Here is an 18,032-nt window from a genome sequence, read left to right as displayed (position 1 = left end):
AAACACATGTCTAGTTTAGCATTAAGTTTTAACGATGTAAATTTCACACCTGTTCAGCAGGACAATCAAGCATGGATTACTTCACGTGAGCTTGGTCAAGCTCTAGGTTATTCGCGTGAAGATGCAGTCAATAAGATTTTTGAGCGCAACTCAGATGAATTCACAGGAAGTATGACCCGTAACGTCAAATTGACGTTGCAGGGTCAAGCTCGTGAGGTTCGAGTGTTTTCTTTGCGCGGCTGTCATTTAATAGCAATGCTTTCAAGAACGGCAATCGCCAAACAATTCCGCAAATGGGTTTTGGATGTGCTGGATCGTGAAGTCGTTACTAAACAGCTTGAAAGTCGCCAATCCATTTCACCAGAACAACAAGCCTTGCTTCATGAAATTGTGGCTCGTCGATCACAGGGTGAACGTAAAATCTTTGCTGAAATGTGGGCGCGTCATAATCGATACTTTAAAATTCCACGTTATGCAGAGCTTTTGGCAATTCATTTTTCCGAGGCGGTGCATTATCTAGAGACAATGGAATTAAAGGCTAAGGTTTCAACCAAGCAAGATAATTTAATCCAAATAGATAAAAATTATCACAATAATGTTCAAGGTTTAGCATGGCATATGCTTTGGATTCGAGAGTGGTGGAGGCAGTTTGGTGAGCCACTTAGAGCACTTAGCCCCAATATGGCTGCGGCTGTACATGATCATTTTACTGATGGGGCAATGTTTGCATTCCACTTTATAGATAAAGATGATTTAAAAAGACAGCGTGAGCGATCTGAATATTATCAATGGCATCTAAGTTGCACTGAGCGCATGGCATTAGATTACAAGCGCAAATAAAACAAGACCACTCTTCGGAGTGGTTTTTTTGTGCCGGAATTAGTATCTTGTCCTAAATATTGAAGGGATTAGATATGAAGAAAATTATTTTATTGGCTTTGATTGTAATGGGAACTTTTGCCCATGGGCAGGATACAAGCTTTCAGCACGAAATAATTCTTGCGGATGGTTCTTTTACAAGCATTCAAAAGCAAGCAAAGCTAAAAAAACAAGTAGACCCTTCTGTTGAACAAGAGTTTTGCGAAGCTGCATCTCGATTTGCAAAAAGCACATTTAATGCTCGACAGCGTGGGGCTCCTGCCGCACAAATGTATAAAACAATCGATGCTAAAGACGAGAATGTTAGAAAAGCAATGCAGCATATTATAAATGATGCATTTCAATACCCTATGGGATTGAATGGCAAAGATTTAGATAAGGCATCCGTGGAATATGCTAATAAGTACTTTTTAGCATGCATGGCCTCTTAAGAGTATAGTTACAAACATAACCGCCTTCTGGCGGTTTTTTATTGCCTGAGGAAAAGTTATGGCAGCAGCATCCCTTGGTCGATTGACCCTTGATTTATTGGTAAAGCTTGGCTCCTTTGAGCAAGGTATGACCAAAGCTGAGCGCAAAACCAAACAAACCACCGACAATATGAATAAGGCTTTTGCAGGGTTTAAGCAACAGGTTGTGGATGCACTGGGCGGCACCCAAATTGGTTCAGTAATAGATAATTTTACCGGGAAGCTAGGGTCGGTGAGGGGCGGAGTCTTATTGGCAGGAGCTGCGCTTGCAGGGATGGCTGTTGGTGGTACTGTTATCGCTATGGGTGCTCTTTCTAAAATGGCAATAGAAATAGCCAAGACAGACGCTCAACTTCAAATATTGGCTAATCGTGCAAATACAAGTGTTAGGAGCTTTCAAACCCTTGAACATGCAGCATTACAGTTTGGTGTGTCTCAAGATCAGTTAGCCTCTATACTTGCGGATACACAAGAAAAACTAGGAGAATTCTCTGCAACGGAAGGCGGGGGTGCTGCTGATTTTTTTGATGCATTAAAAAACAACACCAAAATGACTGAAGACCAAATACGGTCTTTTGCTAAAACGCTACAGGGCAAAGATGGTATTGAGGCGATTCAAGCCATTAGTGACAAACTGGATACTTTGGATGTATCAAAACAAGAGCGAAGATTTGTCTTTGAAAGCCTGGCTAGTGATTTGGGTAATCTTGCTCCGGTTTTTGCTGAAAGTGGTCAGTTGCTCAAAGAGTATGATGAAGCCTTGGAGCAGGCCGGCGTATTGAGATCTAAAGAGGCTATGGAGCAATCTAGGGTGCTTGCTGCGCAAACCCAATCACTACAAACACGTTTTGAAGGATTTAAATCCCAGCTAGCAACCCAAGTGATGCCAGTGCTAAGCATTTTGCTTTCCCACTTTCTAGAAGGTAGTAAAAATGGCGCTCAATTCAATACCACACTAGCTGCGGTAGGCACAATTGCAAAAGGTGTTGGTGCTGTGGTTATTGGGGTGGCTGGTGCAATTGAAATCATCATTAATCAAATTAAAACCTTTTTGGCTCAATCAAAAAATATTGGTAGAACCGCCATGGCTGTCTGGAATGCAGACGGTTTTATTGGGAAGAGTATGGCGCTTGTGGGTGGTATTACGGGTTCTGTAGGTATTGCTCAGCAGAGCATCACAAGTTCTTTTGCTGTCCTAGATAAAACAGTTCGCGGTGCAGCGAGTATGTTTGATTCAGCAGCCCCTAAGATGGATAATCTGGCCGAGGTTTACTATAAGGCCGGAGCGGCGGCTAATGAAGCTTCTAGTGGTTTAAAAACTAACACCAAGCAGGCTGAAGAAAATGCCAAGGCATCTGAAAAGGCGGCAAGTGCAGCGGAAAAGCATGCAAAAGAGTTGGAGCGAGTTAGGCAGCAGCAAGCGCGCGAACGAGATCAAATTACCACAACCTACTCGACTGAATTTGAAAATATAAACTCGACAGAGAATGATGAGTTACTGCGTATTCTAAATGCCGGTTTTACGTCTGCGGATCAATCTAAGTTTACCAATTTAGCAAAAATGCGATTTGATGCTGAACGTGCAGAATACTTTAAATCCCTTAGTCTTGAATTAAACGAATATAAGTGGAGCGAACTGAAAAAGCTCGAATATGCGTACCAGCAAGACCGTGAGATTGCAGAAAACAGTACAAAATTTAGCGGTGTGGTTAAGGAGGCAAAGCTTAAATTTCTCGATGAACAGTATGCTTATCAGAAAAAACAGCTTGAAATTAATCAGGCCAAAGAGTTGCTTCAAACAAAACAACTTTGGATGTCTGCATCTGAATACGCTGAACAGTATTACGCATTAGTGCGGGAGGAAATTCTCAATACTGCAAGCTATTCCCCTGAAACTAAAGACGCAATGATCAAGCAGGCAAACATGCAGCAAGGCATGGAGCAAAATGCGGAGCGTGAAAATGTTTGGGCGGATTATCAATATCGTTTTGAGCCCGAGTCTCAGTACCAGCGAGATATTGATCTTTTAAAAGAGGCTCGTGATCAAATGTTGATAACTGAGGAAGAATATCAGCGTGATCGTATTGCCCTACAAGCTGGCTATGGTGGTGAATATCTTAATTCTTTAAGTGGTTTTTTTGGCTCAATGCTGGGTAAATCGTCTAGTGCGTATCAGGCATTATTCTTTGCTCAGAAGTCTTTTTATCTTGCTCAAGCGGGCATGAATGTCTGGAAGTCTGCCTCTGATGCATATGCCAATGAGCCAGGTACTGTATGGCAAAAGATGGGAGCTGCTGCACTCGCAACTCTTGAGTCGGGATCTTTCTTATCACTAATCGAAGCTGCAACACCTATGGGCATGGCCCACGACGGTATCGACAACATCCCGAAAGAAGGTACATGGTTGCTAGATAAAGGTGAACGTGTTGTTGATAGTCGGACGAATGCTGATTTGAAAAACTATCTTGCGAATGGCGGAGGTTCAGGTGGGGATGTGAAGATTTCACAATCCATTACTTTTGCTGATGGTGGTGCTAAAGTAGACACTGAAGGTCAAAAGGAAATCGCACAAAGCCTTAATAACATGATGGATGCTTGGGCTAGGCGTGAGAGCCGTCAGGGCGGTGTGCTTTATAAATTAGCGAGAGGTTAGACATGTCACCAGAAAATGAAGTGGTTATTTATGCAATTAGATCGGTTGTTCAGCACCTAATTCAGCAGGGTGTAATTGATGAGCAAGGGTTTAAGGAGTATATGGCTGAATCGGAATTTAAACTACGAAAGGGGTTAGGACCTGATGCGCAAGAAGCATCGGCGATTATTAATGGTGTATTTAGCGTCATAACAAGCAATCTGGATGATTAAAACCTAATAAGTGAAAGCCTCCTCTGGGAGGTTTTTTATTGGATGCAATTTATGAGCAATCAAAAATTCACATGGTGTAATGACTTAGACGGAAACTCCCAAACTTCAAGCTTTAAAGTCCTTCAATCCAGTTTTGGCGATGGATACACACAGCGAACGAGCATCGGGATTAACAACCGATCATCTACTTGGGTATACAAAAGGACTGGCAAAAAGGCTTTGATTTTAGAGATTAAAGCCTTTTTTGATGCGCACAAGGGATCTGACTCATTTCTATGGGATTCGCCATTGGATGGCGAGGTTCGTGTGGTGGCGGGAGATTATATGCCGATCAGTTTGGGGGGTGGCATGTGGTCCATCTCCACCACTTTCACCCAAGACTTTAAACCTTAACTTCAATCAATTTTATGCCCTCAATCGAGGGCTTTTTTTGTGAGTGTAAATCATGCCAACAGCAAGAATTAAGCTAACCAAGACACCGGTGCGAGTATCGGTCGCCAATCTCCCCGCATACGTGCAATCACACAATAATCACTTCCGTTTTGCATTTGGTGAAACTCAGCCAACGGACTTAACGGCCTATCACGAAGACAAGAAAGTTTATACAGATGGCGGATTGGGGGCCTTGTGGGCGTGGCTTGCGCATGAAGATGAGGCATACGTCTCTGTGTCTACATAACATAGGTGAAGAAATGAATACATCAAGCACCACAACGCTTGCGGGTGGGTTTACTGCCAAAGGTGTTCAGCAGCTTGCGCAAGGAGCAAAGGATAAGGGTCTGCTGCTCGGATCAACAACTTACTTAATTGGCTCGACAGAAGGCTTTATTGGAAATCGCCTACCTGTAGCAACTTAATTTAACTATCGAGAATCGTTATGGCTAAACAAACAATTAATCAAGGCACAGCACCTACTGGCGCAGGTGGGGATACGTTCCGCTCAGGCTCGGCAAAACTACAAGCGAATGACAATGAGCTTTATACGCATCTTGGGGCGGCCGACGGCACTCTCACTATAGACAAAACCCGAACCGCATTGGGAATCGATACAGACAAAACCAATCTTACAATTCTGGTTAAGGATTCATTACGTCAGTCTGTCGAACTCGCCTCCGGAGGCGAGCAGACCGTACTGTATACCGCAAAAGGTCAACCGACTTATATGAATATTATTCAAAAGTACGATATGAGTACGATTGATGCTTCATTAAGTGGTACACACCCAGCGTTTATCGTGGACGGTGTAGAAAAGCCTGAAATCTTTGTGGGCACGTATCAAGGGCGATTGGTAAATGGTGAGTTGCTAAGTCTGCCAAATGTAGACCCAAGCCATAGCACTAACTATGACAACTTTTTAACATACGCCCGCGCCTGCGGTGCAGGTCATCACTTGATAACAAATGCAGAATGGTCAGCTATTGCCTTATCTTGCTATAAAAACGATACGCAACCGTTTGGCAACACGTATTACGGACGCAGTTCTGAAAATCCGTTATTGATTGGACGCAGACAAGACGGACTTGATCTAGGCAATACAGCAGGCGCAGCGCGAACGCTTACAGGTTCAGGTCCAGTCGAATGGCGACATAACCGCAAGCCAAGCGGCATTGCAGACTTGTCTGGTAACGTATGGGAATGGAATTCCGGAATGCGTATTTTTAACGGTGAAATTCAGGTTATTGCAGACAATAACGCAGCACTACATACAATTGATATGTCAGCAACGTCAGCGCAATGGAAAGCAATAGATGCTGTAACAGGCAATCTGGTTACACCGGATGGCAACGGAACTACAGTCGGGACAGTGAAATATGCGAATGGTGGTACAGCAGATTACACAATCAATGGTGCTAGCTTTGGTGCGATCCGCAACTTGTCTACAACTAATCCAGTGAGCGCAGCTGCATTGGCTCGACTGAAAGCATTGTGCTTATATCCGCATACTGAAAATACCGCTTCATACAACAGTGATTACTTCGGTAAATCCATGACAGGTGAAACCCTTCCCATCCGTGGCGGCGGTTGGAACAACGCAGCCAGTGCTGGCGTGTTCGCCTTGGGCTTGAGTTACGTCCGTACGGGCGCGAATACGATCTTCGGGGCGCGTCCAGCTTTCGTAAGTCTGTAATCCGGTCCGTGTGATCTGTTTACGTGCGTGATAACGCACGTTATTAATTTTATTTTTGTAGAGGCCTATTGTGTCAACCGATTTATTGATCAGACAAAAATGTGAAGAAATGATTAGCTACGGTTATGTTGCATTACGTCAATTTCCAAAATCTGAAAAGCATGTCCTTTCTGCTGAAATCAGGCATGTAATGTGGGAAATATTACGGCTCATTGTTGTTTGCAATAAACGCTACCACAAGAAAACCACCCTGCAGGAATTAGATGCAGAACTGGACCTACTTCGTGCCCAGGTGCGTATTTCAAAAGAATTAGGTTATATCGATTTTAAGAAATATGAACACTGGGCAAGATTAAATAACGAGATCGGCTGCATGATTGGTGGCTGGATCAAAGCATTTGCTGGCAACAGTAAATAGGGGTGTGCGTTACAACGACGTGCCCATCCGTGGCGGCAATTGGAACAACGCAGCCAATGCTGGCGTGTTCGCCTTGAACTTGAATAACGTCCGTACGAACACGAATACGAACATCGGGGCGCGTCCAGCTCTTAGAGCGTGTCAGAAACTTGGCTCTCAAGGGAGTCATGGCAGAACACTTTAAAAGGATGCGCACTCCTTAGATGAAAATCTAAAAAACTGAACTGACGGCATGATTAAGTAGCAATAGCGAAAAACCATGCCGTTTCCTTTTGAGGTACACATGGCCATCACTTACAACAATTTATTCAGTCAGATTTATGACTTTGAAAACCTGCATCGTGCCTACATGAAAGCCAGACGCGGAAAGCGCAATAGAAGTGAGGTGCTGAAGTTTGAGCTAAATATGGAAGAGAACCTAATCCAGCTGCAGAATGAATTGATCTGGAATATGTACAAAACAGGCCAGTACCGAACTTTTAAAGTCTATGAACCCAAGGAAAGAGATGTTGCTGCTCTGCCATTTCGTGATCGTGTTGTTCAGCACGCCATATTGCTGGTGATCGAACCGATCTGGGAAAAACGGTTTATTCACCATAGCTATGCCTGCAGGGCGGCAAAAGGTGTACATATTGGTGCAGATCAGGCTCAGAAAATGATGCGGTCTGTATTGCGAACTCACGGCAAGCTATATGTGTTTAAAGCAGATGTCTCCAAGTTTTTTTACAACATCAACCATGATGTTATGAAAAATCTGATCAGAAAGAAAATCTCATGCAAGCCCACTTTAAAGCTATTGAATGAAATTATTGATTCATCAGGAGGCGGTGTTGGGTTGCCAATTGGCAACCTGACATCACAACTGTTTGCAAATATTTATTTACATGAGCTGGATGACTACGCAAAGCATCGCCTAAATGAAAAATATTACATCCGCTATATGGATGATTTTTGCTTTTTTCACCATGACAAGGATCATCTCAGGCATTTGAGAATTGATATTGAGCGATTTCTCTTTGAAAAGCTGAAATTAAAAACCAATGCTAAAACCCAGATTTTTCCGGTCTCCGCAACAAATGGCCGGGCACTAGACTTCCTGGGCTATCAAATGTGGCCAACACATCGGCGTGTGCGTAAAAGCTCTATTTCACGGATTCACCGAAAAATCAGATTTATGAAAAAGCAGTATAGCAAGGGGAAAATCAGTGCTGATCGGATTAGAGCATCCATCACATCCTGGTTGGCCCATGCCTCACATGCACAAAGTTATGGCCTACGAAAGTCAATCCTGGCCAAAGCAGTTTTTTATAGAAAAATAGACCGCAATATAACGAGCTATGTCTTACTACCCAAAGCAGAGGATTCAAGCAGATGCTAAAACTTATCTCAAATAAAGATGGTGTCGAGATACATACACTACAGATTGAAAACGGTGTTGTTACAATTGAGCCTGAATTTGATGGTGTTATTGATTTGTTAAATGGATTGAATGATAAGCAGCAAATTTTGAATGCACTTTCGGGGTTTAATCCCGAATATGTCTGGGCAGTGACTTATCAAGATCCACCGGTTCCGGCATTGACTCGCCGGCAATTCCGGCTTGCCCTGGTGCTGAATGGCTATAACCTGGCAGATATTGAACTGCTTATTAATCAAATCGCAGATCAAACACAGCGCCAAATCATTCAGGTTGAATGGCAGGATGCAGCCACGTTTGAACGGCATAGTAACAATTTGCTGGTTATGGCTGACTTGATGGGAATGGATAAGCCTACAGTAGATGCACTTTGGACTCAGGCTTTGGCACTTTAGTGCAGGAGGATTAAATGGCGCTGAACAGTGATTTTCAAAAACTGTATGTAGATGGTCTGATCACGCTATTTGAACTGGATGTTCGCTCCCTTGGGGCGGGCATTTTACGTTTTCATGGCCATATTTCCCATGCTGACTGGGAGCGAATTTATAGCTTCATTGGCTCAAGTGAACTGCTTGGGAATGAGTCGGAGTTGATTGGCGAGATCTATGGTGATGGCGAACAAAAAACCTGGTACAGAGATATCATCTGGCAAGGTGAGGTTTTTAGTCCAGTAGCACTTGAAGTCTCAGGCCTTGAAATGCGTAGCGATGGCAAAGCATCTGCACCAACACTCAGCATGTCAAATAATATCAATGGTATTCAGGGGGCTGTTTCTGCCTATTGTCTACAGCTCGGTGATTTTGCCGGCGCAAAGCTTAAAGTTATTACAACCCTGGCCAAGTATCTTGATGCTGAAAATTTTAGTGCCGGCAACTTGTCAGCATCAAATGAAGCCAAGGAACAGCTGTGGTATATCGAGCAAAAGACTTCAGAAAATGCCCAACAAGTCACTTTTGAGCTGTCTAACCCAATTGATTTTGAAGGCTTGAAAATACCGGTCCGACAGATATCGAATTATTGTCATTGGTGTGCGATGGGTAACTATCGAGGTGAAGAGTGCCAGTACATTGGCGCGGCCATGTTTACTGACAAGGATCAACCAACAGACAATCCTGCGTTTGATCGATGTTCTGGACGGCTATCTTCATGCCGTATCCGTAAAAATGAAGGCCGCTTTGGGGGCTATCCTGCGTCGAGTTTGCTATGATGAAATTAACTGAAATGCTGAAGGCGGGCATTCTTGCACATGCTGAAGAATGTTTCCCATCTGAATCTTGTGGGGTAATTATTGATGACTATTATGTGCCATGTCGCAATATTTCCTCAAATCAAGATCAATTCGAGATCCATCCTGAAGATCTGGCCAATGTAGAAGATCTTGGCCAGATTCAAGCTTATGTACACTCACACCCGAATGCTACTGCTCGTGCTTCGGAGCTGGATATGCTGCAAATAGAATTGCATAAAAAACCCTGGGTGATTTGTGCGTGGCCAGAGATTGAATTCCAGGTATATGAGCCTTGTGGCTACAAAGCACCCTTAGTTGGCCGTAACTATATTCATGGTATTCAGGATTGCTATGCCATTGTTCGTGACTTTTATAAGCGTGAACTCGACATTCAGTTAATTGATTTTGAGCGTCAGGATCGCTGGTGGGAATCTAAAGAGAATAAATCACTATATCTGGAAGGCTTTGGCCAGGCAGGGTTTATTGAGGTAGATCAGCCACAATATGGTGATGTCTTGCTCTGCCGTGTTGGTCGCACTGAGCATGTTAATCATGCAGTGATTTGGCTTGGTAACAACGGCATGTTTAAGTCTGAGCAAACTGAATCATGCATTGGATCAGCTTTGATCTTACATCATCCATATGGTCGAAAATCGGTTCGTGAAGTCTTTGGTCAACAGTGGCAGGAACGAGTTGCAAAGGTGGTGCGCTATGCTAAAAACAATTAAGTTATACGGAATTTTGGCTAAAAAATTTGGTAAAGAATTCCAGCTTGATGTTGAGAATACCCGTGAAGCGATGCGTGCTTTATGTGTTCAGATTCCAGGCTTTGAGCATTTCATGCTACATGCACATGAGCAGAGCTTACGCTTTGCGGTATTTCAGGATAAGCAAAATATTAGCGAATCTGAACTTGATATGCATACTGATGCTAAGGTGATCAAGATTGTACCGCGAGTAGTTGGTGCCGGTGGTAATAACGGAATTCTACAAGTTATTTTAGGCGTGATAATGGTGGCAGTTGGCTATTTTACATTTGGTGCTACATCTGCATATGGTGCTGCATTAATTGGTGCTGGTATAGGTATGATGGTTGGTGGTGTAGCTCAAATGCTTATGCCGAAAATGGATGGTATCCAAGATCAAAACCAGGATGGCAACAAGGCGAACAAGGGGTTCGGTGGTGCTGTCACAACAGCAGCCCAGGGAAATCCAGTTCCGGTGCTATATGGTCAGCGTGAAGTCGGCGGGTTTATCGCCAGTGCTGGGCAATATCCTGAAGACTTAATTTAAGAAATTGAAATATACAGGCGCATATAGCGCCTTTTTTATTGTTTGAGAGAAAGTATGAATGCAGTAATTAAAGGCGCAAAAGCAGGAAGTGGCGAAGCCAGAAAAGCAGTCATTGCACCAGATTCGGCACAGTCTGTAACGAAGATTAAAATTTTATATGGTCTGTCTGAAGGTGAAGTAGAGGGCTTGGCCAATGGCCTGCAGTCAGTTTATCTTGAAGAAACCCCGCTACAAAACCCAGCAGGCGGGAGTAACTTTGAAGTAATTGCTGATTTTCGGCATGGTACGAATGACCAGTCCCATATTGAAGGATTTCCAGATATTTCATCTGAAAGCAGCATTAATGTTGAATTAAAATCAGATACACCATGGGTTCGCTCAATCTCAAATATGGATATTGATGCAGTTCGTATCCGCCTTAAATGGGGTCCATTACGTGAACAGAATGCAGATAATGGTGATGTAAACGGTATCACAATTAAATATGCCATCGATCTTCAAACCGATGGCAGCACATGGGCTGAAGTATTAAATACTCAGATTTCAGACAAAACATCAACAAACTATGAGCGATCACATCGCATTGATTTACCCAGATCCAGTACTGGCTGGACAATTCGTGTGCGTCGTTTAACACCCAATTCAGCTTCAGAATATATTAGCGACAAAATGTACGTTGATGCGATGACCGAGGTGATCGACTTAAAATTCAGCTATCCAAATACAGCATTACTTGGGCTGCAATATGATGCAGAAGCTTTTTCAAATGTAGCGAAAGTTGCAGTTGATTTAAAAGGCATCAAGCTGCAGGTCCCATCAAATTATGATCCAGTTTCCCGGACATATACCGGGATGTGGGATGGAACATTTAAACGTGCTTACACCAATAACCCAGCCTGGATTTATTATGATCTTTGTACAGCAAAACGCTATGCATTAGGCGGTCGATTAACATCTGCCATGCTGGATAAATGGTCCTTGTATCGATTGGCTCAGTACTGCGATCAAATGGTAGATGATGGTAAAGGTGGGCAAGAGCCTCGTTTTACCTGCAATGTATATTTACAGACCACTGAAGATGCTTATTCAATTCTAGGAAAATTAGCCGGCGTATTTCGGGCAATATCATACTGGGATGGCAACTCAATTGTTTGTGATGCAGATATTCCACAAGACACATATTTCACATATACCCGTGCCAATGTTGTTGATGGAATATTTGAATATTCAGGCACACGTGCACGTGACCGTCATACAGTTGCTAAAGTTGCCTGGGACAATCCCACCAACCATTATAAGACTGAGTATGTCTATGTACGGGATGAACCAGCAATCGCAAAACTGGGTGTGCGAATCGCAGAAATTGATGCCTGGGGCTGCACATCAGAGGGACAAGCGCAGCGAGCAGGTCTTTGGGCTTTAAAATCTGAGCAGCTTGAGACCCGAACCGTTTCTTTCAAGGTCGGTCTTGATGGCTACATCCCACAACCTGGCAAAGTTATCGAAATCGCAGATGAGTTGTTTTCTGGTCGTGCGAATGGCGGCCGTATTTCTGCAGTATCTGCAGATCGAAAGGTCATTACGATTGACCGTGATAACGTTGTCTGCCGTGCAGGTGATCGCCTGGTGGTGAACGGTGAAGATGGGAAAGCACAGGTACGAGTTGTATCATCTAAAATCGGGAGATTAATTACTGTTACAGTACCATTTGATTCTGTTGCTGCACAGAATGTTTGGGCTGTTGATGCACAAGATCTGAAGACTATGAAATTCCGTGTTATGAGTATTACTCAAGACGAGAAGCATCAGTTTTCAATTACAGCACTTCAGTACGAGTCGGCAAAATATGATGCGATTGACTATGGGGCTTTTGTTGATGAGCGTCCGATTTCAATCATTAACCCGACTATTCAGGCACCAGTAGCATCTGTAGCCATTACATCTGAAACTATGGTCCAGCAAGGCTTATCAGTTGAAACCATGATTATTGCCTGGCCACAGGCTCAAGGTGCCACAAAGTATCAAGTAGAGTGGCGCAAGGATGATGGTAGCTGGATTAAATTACCAGTTACTGGCAATAACTCTGTTGAGGTTGCGGGGATTTATGCTGGTAATTACCAGGCGCGTGTGACAGCAATCAATGCTTTTGATATTGCATCACTTCCAACTTATTCAATCCTGACTGCACTTGAGGGAAAAATCGGGCAGCCGCCTGCACTTGCAAGCCTGATTGCTACAGGAATTTTGTTCGGCTATCGTCTGGACTGGAATTTTCCAGCAACTGGTGCTCTCGATACGGCTTATACTGAAATTGAAATTGCAAGTACTGCTAATGGCGCAAATGCTGCACCACTTGGGCTATTTGCATATCCAACTGATACGCATGTAATCCAAGGTATGCAGCCAAATCTCACCCGATTTTTCCGTGGTCGTCTGATTGATCGAATCGGAAATATTGGACCATGGTCAGCATGGACGGGTGCAACAACATCTGCAGATGCAGCTGCAGTGCTTGAAATTTTATCTGGGAAAATTACCGAGACACAGCTTCACCAGGATCTGCAAACAAAAATCGATAAGATTGATACGATTGCTGGCCTGGATAGTGATATTGGTAATTTGATTGACAATGTTGCGGCAGTACAGACAGAAGTTGATCAGCTAAATACAGCCCTGGCACAAGAAACCCAGGCGCGTATTTTGGCAGTGAATGACCTGGATGATGGCTTAACACAGGAAATCACTGATCGTCAGTCTGGCGATACTGCCAATCTAAATGCTTTGAACAACTACAAAACCAGTAATGACGCTGCGCTTGCAAATGTTCAGCAGCAGGTAAATACAGCAGTGACTGCAACATCTGCAAATACGCAAGCAGTTCAGGCGCTAGATAGCCGTGTAACAGTTGCAGAAGGTAATGCCAACACAGCAAAAACCAACGCTGCAACCGCATTAACTAAAGCCGAAACCGCAACAACCGAGGCGGGATCAGCGGCATCACTTGCACAACAAGCCAGTGCTGTAGCAAATCAGGCGGCAGATACAGCAGACACAGCAAATCAAAATGCTGCAACTGCTTTATCTACTGCGAACACTGCTGCAAATCAATCAGGTGCTAATGCATCACAGATCAACGCTTTAACTGTTGAGCTTGGCACTAAAGCTAGTGCAGGCGCATTGGATCAAACCAATGCGAATGTTTCTGAAATTAACGGTCGAGTGACTGCAAACACAACCAAGATTGACGGTGTGTATGCACAGGTCAATCCGAAGTTAATCGGATCAACTGATGACTTTATTGGTAGCACAGAGGGCTTTGCGGGCACATGGACTTTGCAATCAGCAATGATTGAAAATGACATGGCTTTAAGTCAGCGCATTGACAATACCGTTGCGCAGATTGCAGATAACACTGCATCAATTCAGACTGAAGCAACTGCACGCGCTGATGCTGATTCTGCACTAACAACGCAGATCAACACTGCATTAAGTCAGGTTGATGATGCAAAAGCTCTGATTCGTGTAGAGCAGCAAACGCGCGCGGATGCGGATATTGCTCTGGGTAGTCGCATTGACACACTTCAAGCACAAGTTGGTGATGATTTACAGCAAAGCATTGCTACGATTCAGGAAGAGCTAGATGTTTTAGCTAATGCCGATTCGGCGATGTCTAGTCGCGTTGATACCGTTCAGGCAGCAACAACTGTTGCGCAAGATACAGCAACAGAGGCGCTTGGCAAAGCTGACACAGCGACACAGAATATCGCGACAGTGCAAAACCAAGTCAGCACTTTAACCACGCAGCAAAGTGCTACCGCAACTCAGGTTGGTACTCTGCAAACCACGGTTGGTCAAAACACCGCATCAATTCAGGAGATGAGCGAAAGTGTAGATGGTTTATATGCGCAAAAGTACATCAAGTTGGATGTAAACGGCAAAGTTGCAGGATGGGGTGGTGCTAACGATGGCATAGAGTCTAATTTCATTGTGAATTTTGATTCTTTCGCAATTGGTAGTGGCAACAATGCATCTTACCCTTTCATTTTCCGAACTACACCCTACACAGACCTAAACACAGATACAGTTTTCCCTGTAGGCGCTTATATGAAGTCTGCGTTTATAGACTATGCGTCTATAGATACGGCTCATATTAAGCAGTTGGCTGTGAAGTCTGCGCAGATTGATAATTTGGCGGTGACTACTGCGAAGATCGGTGATTTGCAAGTTGATACACTGAAGATTAAAGACAATGCTGTGACTGTTCCGATTGGTGCAGCATGGGGAGAGATTAGCAGGGTTCCTGATTTTAACGGCGATTTGCTAGATGAGGCGGCTATTCAGGCCTGGTTTAGCTGGTCAGCCAATAATGATTTCGCTTCTATCACGCTAAATCGTACAGGAGGAAAGGTGGCCGTAAGTGGTAGCCTTGTATTGGACGATTTTGGGGTTTTTGCTTACAAAGACGGGAAAACCAACCCTCAGATTGGTTCAATGGTAAGTTTAATTGTTGGCGTGTTTAGAAACGGCACAGAAGTAGCTCGGCATTTTTTGGCACCAACATCTGTTCAAACCTACTCCATGAGGTTCTCAGGCTCTTACACTATTCCCACTTTCATTGACGCTAGTTCTGCTACAGGAAATACAACCTACACACTCAAGGTAGCCATCGGGAGAAACCGAAACTCAATTACAGGTATTAAGGCTAGTTATCTTATAACATCTTCAGGAGATGGATCTAGTTTTACCAACCCTATGGTTTTTAGTTCAAGAAGCATGTTGGTTTTGGAGTTAAAAAAATGACAGTAATTGTAAGTAAGCACGGCGAAATTATAAAATCGATTAGTGCGCCCTCTGAAGTGATCGATCTGAATACACCCGATGATTGTATTGCCTTGGCAGATCCACCCAACCCAAATATGTATTTTAGTAAAGGGGATTGGGTTGATTTACCCCCACAACCCTCACCAAATCATATCTTTAGCTACGAAACAAAAGAATGGATTGACCCTCGCACCCTAAGTGAGATCAAAGCACAGAAATGGAATGAAATAAAGTATCAGCGTGATCAACTAGAGTTCGGCGGTTTTGAGTTTGAAGGTAATACTTATGACTCAGATCAGGTTTCACAAGGGCGTATCATGGGTGCTGCTGCTGCGGGGATAGATCAGATATGGACCCTTGCTAACAACACAACAGTTGAATTGACAGCGCAGCAACTTAAAGAGCTTTATGCAGCGTTACAGGTCCACATTGCAGGCGTTCACGAACGTGGGCGCATTGCAAGGCAGCTAATATTTGATGCCGAAACAAAAGAGCAAGTCGAAGCAATCCAACTCTAGCACCTTCGGGTGCTTTTTTATTACCAAAATTTAGGGGGCGAAATGTCTGAAACAACAGGGCAAGCAATTGCTGAAGCGAGTGCTGCAGTTACATCAATTTCAACCAAAACAGCAGTAGGGGGATCAATTGCTGGCTTGTCGGGGAAGTTATTGGGTTTAGATCCAATCACAGCGATTGGTTTGTTAGTAGCGATTGCAGGCTTATTAGTGAGCTTTATGAGCTTCTTGATTAATTGGTACTACAAGCGCCAAGAAAACAAACGTGCCGAACAACTACATCAGATTGCGCTGAGTAAAGCTAAGGGTGAATGCAATGTCGAATAAGACGAAATACTGGGCAATAGGATTAGCAGCTTCGGCTGCTTTTTTTTGGAATTTAGAAAGCAAAGAGGGAAATGTGTCGGTTCCTTACAAAGACACTGGTGGTGTTGTGACTCAAGGTATCGGATCAACAACCAAGCCTGATGGCACCAAGATTAAAATGTCTGATCCACCAATTTCACGCAAAACCGCATTGGAATGGGCAAAAGCACATGTGGCCAAAGACGAAATTCCATTTCGAAAGTCTCTCCAGAGCGTGAAGTTGTCTCAAGTCGAGTATGACGTATATCTCGACTTCACCTACAACTTTGGCCAAGCCAATTGGAATCAATCTTCCATGCTTCGCAATTTGAAAGCGGGGAAGTACAAGCAGGCATGTGATTCATTATTGAAATGGAAGTATGTGGCCAAACGTGATTGCTCTGTACGATCCAACAATTGCTATGGCGTTTGGACACGACAAGTTGAGCGTCACTCGAAATGTATGGGAGCACAGTAGATGAATGAATTTAAAAAAGTTAGCAATGTGCTTCTTGAGTCTAACGGTATTTATTTTATTGAATGCCCTGGTTGTAAAACCTTGCATCCATTCCATGTTGATCCAAAACACAAAATTCGCTGGGACTTCAATGGCGATTTAGAGAAACCAACATTTAGCCCAAGCTTAATGGTAAATCAAGGCCACCCTAGTCAATGCCATTCCTTTGTCACGGATGGAAAAATTCAATTCCTATCTGATTGCCATCACGGATTGGCGGGGCAAACAGTTGATTTGCTAGAAGTGGAGGAATTCTGATGCCGTTACTTTATTGGATTTGGAACAACAAGCGCTGGACATTAATCATTTTGCTTTTGATTTATGGATTTTTTCAAACATGGCAATCCAATTCACTGGCTGGTGATTTAAGCAAGGCTAAGGCCGATTGCAAAAGTAAGGTGCAGCAGGAGGTCGATAAGGCAGTTAAGCCCTATCAAGATGCAATCACGAATGCCAAAGTACAGAAGGCCATTATTGAAAAGGCTTGGTCGGATAAATATATTGAGGTAGAACAAAATGCGATTAAAAAAATACAAGATGCAAATGCTGCCGCTCGTAGCGCTGACATGGCTGCTAATGGGTTGTCAAAGCAACTCAGTGAAGCAAACAAACGTCTGTCCGCAGCTCCCCGCCAAACCATCATTGAGTACACCATTACCAACGGTGAGTTACTCGAAGCTTGCACAGCAGAATATCGAAGCATGGCAGAAAAAGCAGATGGCCACTCAATTGATGTCGAACGATTAAGCGAGGTATGGCCAGAATAAAATAACAAGCTGCGTATCCTGCTTTCAGGCTGCACAGCTCATTCGATTTCAACAAAGGTTAATATCATTGTTTGTGTGCAGTGTGTGAATTGAAAAAGCCCTTAGGTGAGGGTTAATTTAAAGCTCGATTATATTTTAATTTCAATGATTTTAATTTTGCAGCATTAAGCCTAATTATGGATTGCTTAATGGATACTTCTAATTTTTCATTTTCCACACTCACTTTTTTATTTCAAAATAGATGATATAATCAACTTACACAAGGATTCTAAGACTTGTGGATAAAGTCACGTTTAGACCAAGATTGTCCCATATTAAAATAAGCTATTGTTTTTACTAAAAAGACACTACGTTGACATCGTAGAGGTC

At 43.4% G+C, this 18,032-nt stretch carries 20 protein-coding genes; all 20 read left to right on the top strand.

Annotated elements, in window-relative coordinates:
• The first annotated feature begins 6 nt into the window (after positions 1–6).
• The 20 genes from ACSC97_RS09720 (at position 7) to ACSC97_RS09625 (ending at position 17,663) form a co-directional block, all read left to right on the top strand.
• A complete protein-coding gene (locus tag ACSC97_RS09720) occupies positions 7–840 on the top strand; it encodes a BRO-N domain-containing protein (protein WP_436660670.1) in 834 nt (277 codons plus the stop codon).
• A 74-nt stretch (positions 841–914) separates the two neighbouring features.
• On the top strand, positions 915–1,310 hold the full coding sequence (locus tag ACSC97_RS09715) for a hypothetical protein (RefSeq protein WP_436660668.1): 396 nt from the start codon (positions 915–917) through the stop codon (positions 1,308–1,310).
• Between the two features lie 58 nt (positions 1,311–1,368).
• Positions 1,369–4,002, top strand: coding sequence for a hypothetical protein (locus tag ACSC97_RS09710; RefSeq protein ID WP_436660666.1), 2,634 nt, complete (start codon positions 1,369–1,371; stop codon positions 4,000–4,002).
• A 2-nt stretch (positions 4,003–4,004) separates the two neighbouring features.
• The gene (locus ACSC97_RS09705) at positions 4,005–4,214 is read left to right on the top strand and encodes a hypothetical protein (RefSeq protein ID WP_436660664.1); all 210 of its coding nucleotides are present in this window, start codon (positions 4,005–4,007) and stop codon (positions 4,212–4,214) included.
• A gap of 51 nt (positions 4,215–4,265) precedes the next feature.
• Positions 4,266–4,607, top strand: coding sequence for a phage tail protein (locus ACSC97_RS09700; RefSeq protein WP_436660662.1), 342 nt, complete (start codon positions 4,266–4,268; stop codon positions 4,605–4,607).
• Positions 4,608–4,728: 121 nt separating this feature from the next.
• Positions 4,729–4,893 (top strand): hypothetical protein, encoded by a 165-nt coding sequence (locus ACSC97_RS09695; protein WP_436660660.1) that lies wholly within the window; start codon positions 4,729–4,731, stop codon positions 4,891–4,893.
• 13 nt (positions 4,894–4,906) lie between these two features.
• Entirely contained in the window at positions 4,907–5,071 is a 165-nt protein-coding gene (locus tag ACSC97_RS09690; protein WP_436660658.1) for a hypothetical protein, read from the top strand.
• 20 nt (positions 5,072–5,091) lie between these two features.
• Positions 5,092–6,342 (top strand): SUMF1/EgtB/PvdO family nonheme iron enzyme, encoded by a 1,251-nt coding sequence (locus ACSC97_RS09685; RefSeq protein WP_436660655.1) that lies wholly within the window; start codon positions 5,092–5,094, stop codon positions 6,340–6,342.
• Positions 6,343–6,412: 70 nt separating this feature from the next.
• Positions 6,413–6,760 carry a diversity-generating retroelement protein Avd gene (gene avd / locus ACSC97_RS09680; protein ID WP_166166834.1) on the top strand — a complete coding sequence of 116 codons (348 nt, stop codon included), beginning with the start codon at positions 6,413–6,415 and terminating at the stop codon, positions 6,758–6,760.
• A gap of 283 nt (positions 6,761–7,043) precedes the next feature.
• A complete protein-coding gene (locus ACSC97_RS09675; RefSeq protein WP_436660653.1) occupies positions 7,044–8,138 on the top strand; it encodes a reverse transcriptase domain-containing protein in 1,095 nt (364 codons plus the stop codon).
• Positions 8,132–8,572, top strand: a complete 441-nt coding sequence (locus ACSC97_RS09670; RefSeq protein WP_436660651.1) for a hypothetical protein — start codon at positions 8,132–8,134, stop codon at positions 8,570–8,572. The genes ACSC97_RS09675 and ACSC97_RS09670 overlap by 7 nt, the downstream gene beginning before the upstream one ends.
• 14 nt (positions 8,573–8,586) lie before the next feature.
• Positions 8,587–9,384 carry a phage minor tail protein L gene (locus tag ACSC97_RS09665; RefSeq protein ID WP_436660649.1) on the top strand — a complete coding sequence of 266 codons (798 nt, stop codon included), beginning with the start codon at positions 8,587–8,589 and terminating at the stop codon, positions 9,382–9,384.
• Entirely contained in the window at positions 9,384–10,133 is a 750-nt protein-coding gene (locus ACSC97_RS09660; protein ID WP_436660738.1) for a C40 family peptidase, read from the top strand. The genes ACSC97_RS09665 and ACSC97_RS09660 overlap by 1 nt, the downstream gene beginning before the upstream one ends.
• Positions 10,117–10,698, top strand: a complete 582-nt coding sequence (locus ACSC97_RS09655) for a tail assembly protein (RefSeq protein WP_436660736.1) — start codon at positions 10,117–10,119, stop codon at positions 10,696–10,698. The genes ACSC97_RS09660 and ACSC97_RS09655 overlap by 17 nt, the downstream gene beginning before the upstream one ends.
• 54 nt (positions 10,699–10,752) lie before the next feature.
• On the top strand, positions 10,753–15,498 hold the full coding sequence (gene gpJ / locus ACSC97_RS09650; RefSeq protein WP_436660647.1) for a TipJ family phage tail tip protein: 4,746 nt from the start codon (positions 10,753–10,755) through the stop codon (positions 15,496–15,498).
• Complete coding sequence (locus tag ACSC97_RS09645) at positions 15,495–16,037, top strand: DUF4376 domain-containing protein (RefSeq protein ID WP_436660645.1); 543 nt, start codon at positions 15,495–15,497, stop codon at positions 16,035–16,037. The genes gpJ and ACSC97_RS09645 overlap by 4 nt, the downstream gene beginning before the upstream one ends.
• Positions 16,038–16,079: 42 nt before the next feature.
• The gene (locus tag ACSC97_RS09640; protein ID WP_058869409.1) at positions 16,080–16,361 is read left to right on the top strand and encodes a holin; all 282 of its coding nucleotides are present in this window, start codon (positions 16,080–16,082) and stop codon (positions 16,359–16,361) included.
• Positions 16,351–16,857, top strand: a complete 507-nt coding sequence (locus tag ACSC97_RS09635) for a glycoside hydrolase family protein (protein WP_317455369.1) — start codon at positions 16,351–16,353, stop codon at positions 16,855–16,857. Before ACSC97_RS09640 ends, ACSC97_RS09635 begins: the two co-directional genes overlap by 11 nt.
• Positions 16,858–17,154 carry a DUF6527 family protein gene (locus tag ACSC97_RS09630; protein WP_063454743.1) on the top strand — a complete coding sequence of 99 codons (297 nt, stop codon included), beginning with the start codon at positions 16,858–16,860 and terminating at the stop codon, positions 17,152–17,154. It begins immediately after the preceding gene.
• Positions 17,154–17,663, top strand: coding sequence for a hypothetical protein (locus ACSC97_RS09625; protein WP_436660642.1), 510 nt, complete (start codon positions 17,154–17,156; stop codon positions 17,661–17,663). Before ACSC97_RS09630 ends, ACSC97_RS09625 begins: the two co-directional genes overlap by 1 nt.
• Positions 17,664–18,032 lie beyond the last annotated feature (369 nt).

Origin of the sequence: Acinetobacter sp. P1(2025) (genome assembly GCF_051390655.1) — a bacterium.
Taxonomy (GTDB): Bacteria; Pseudomonadota; Gammaproteobacteria; order Pseudomonadales; family Moraxellaceae; genus Acinetobacter; species Acinetobacter junii.
This window is presented reverse-complemented; position numbering and strand designations above follow the sequence as displayed.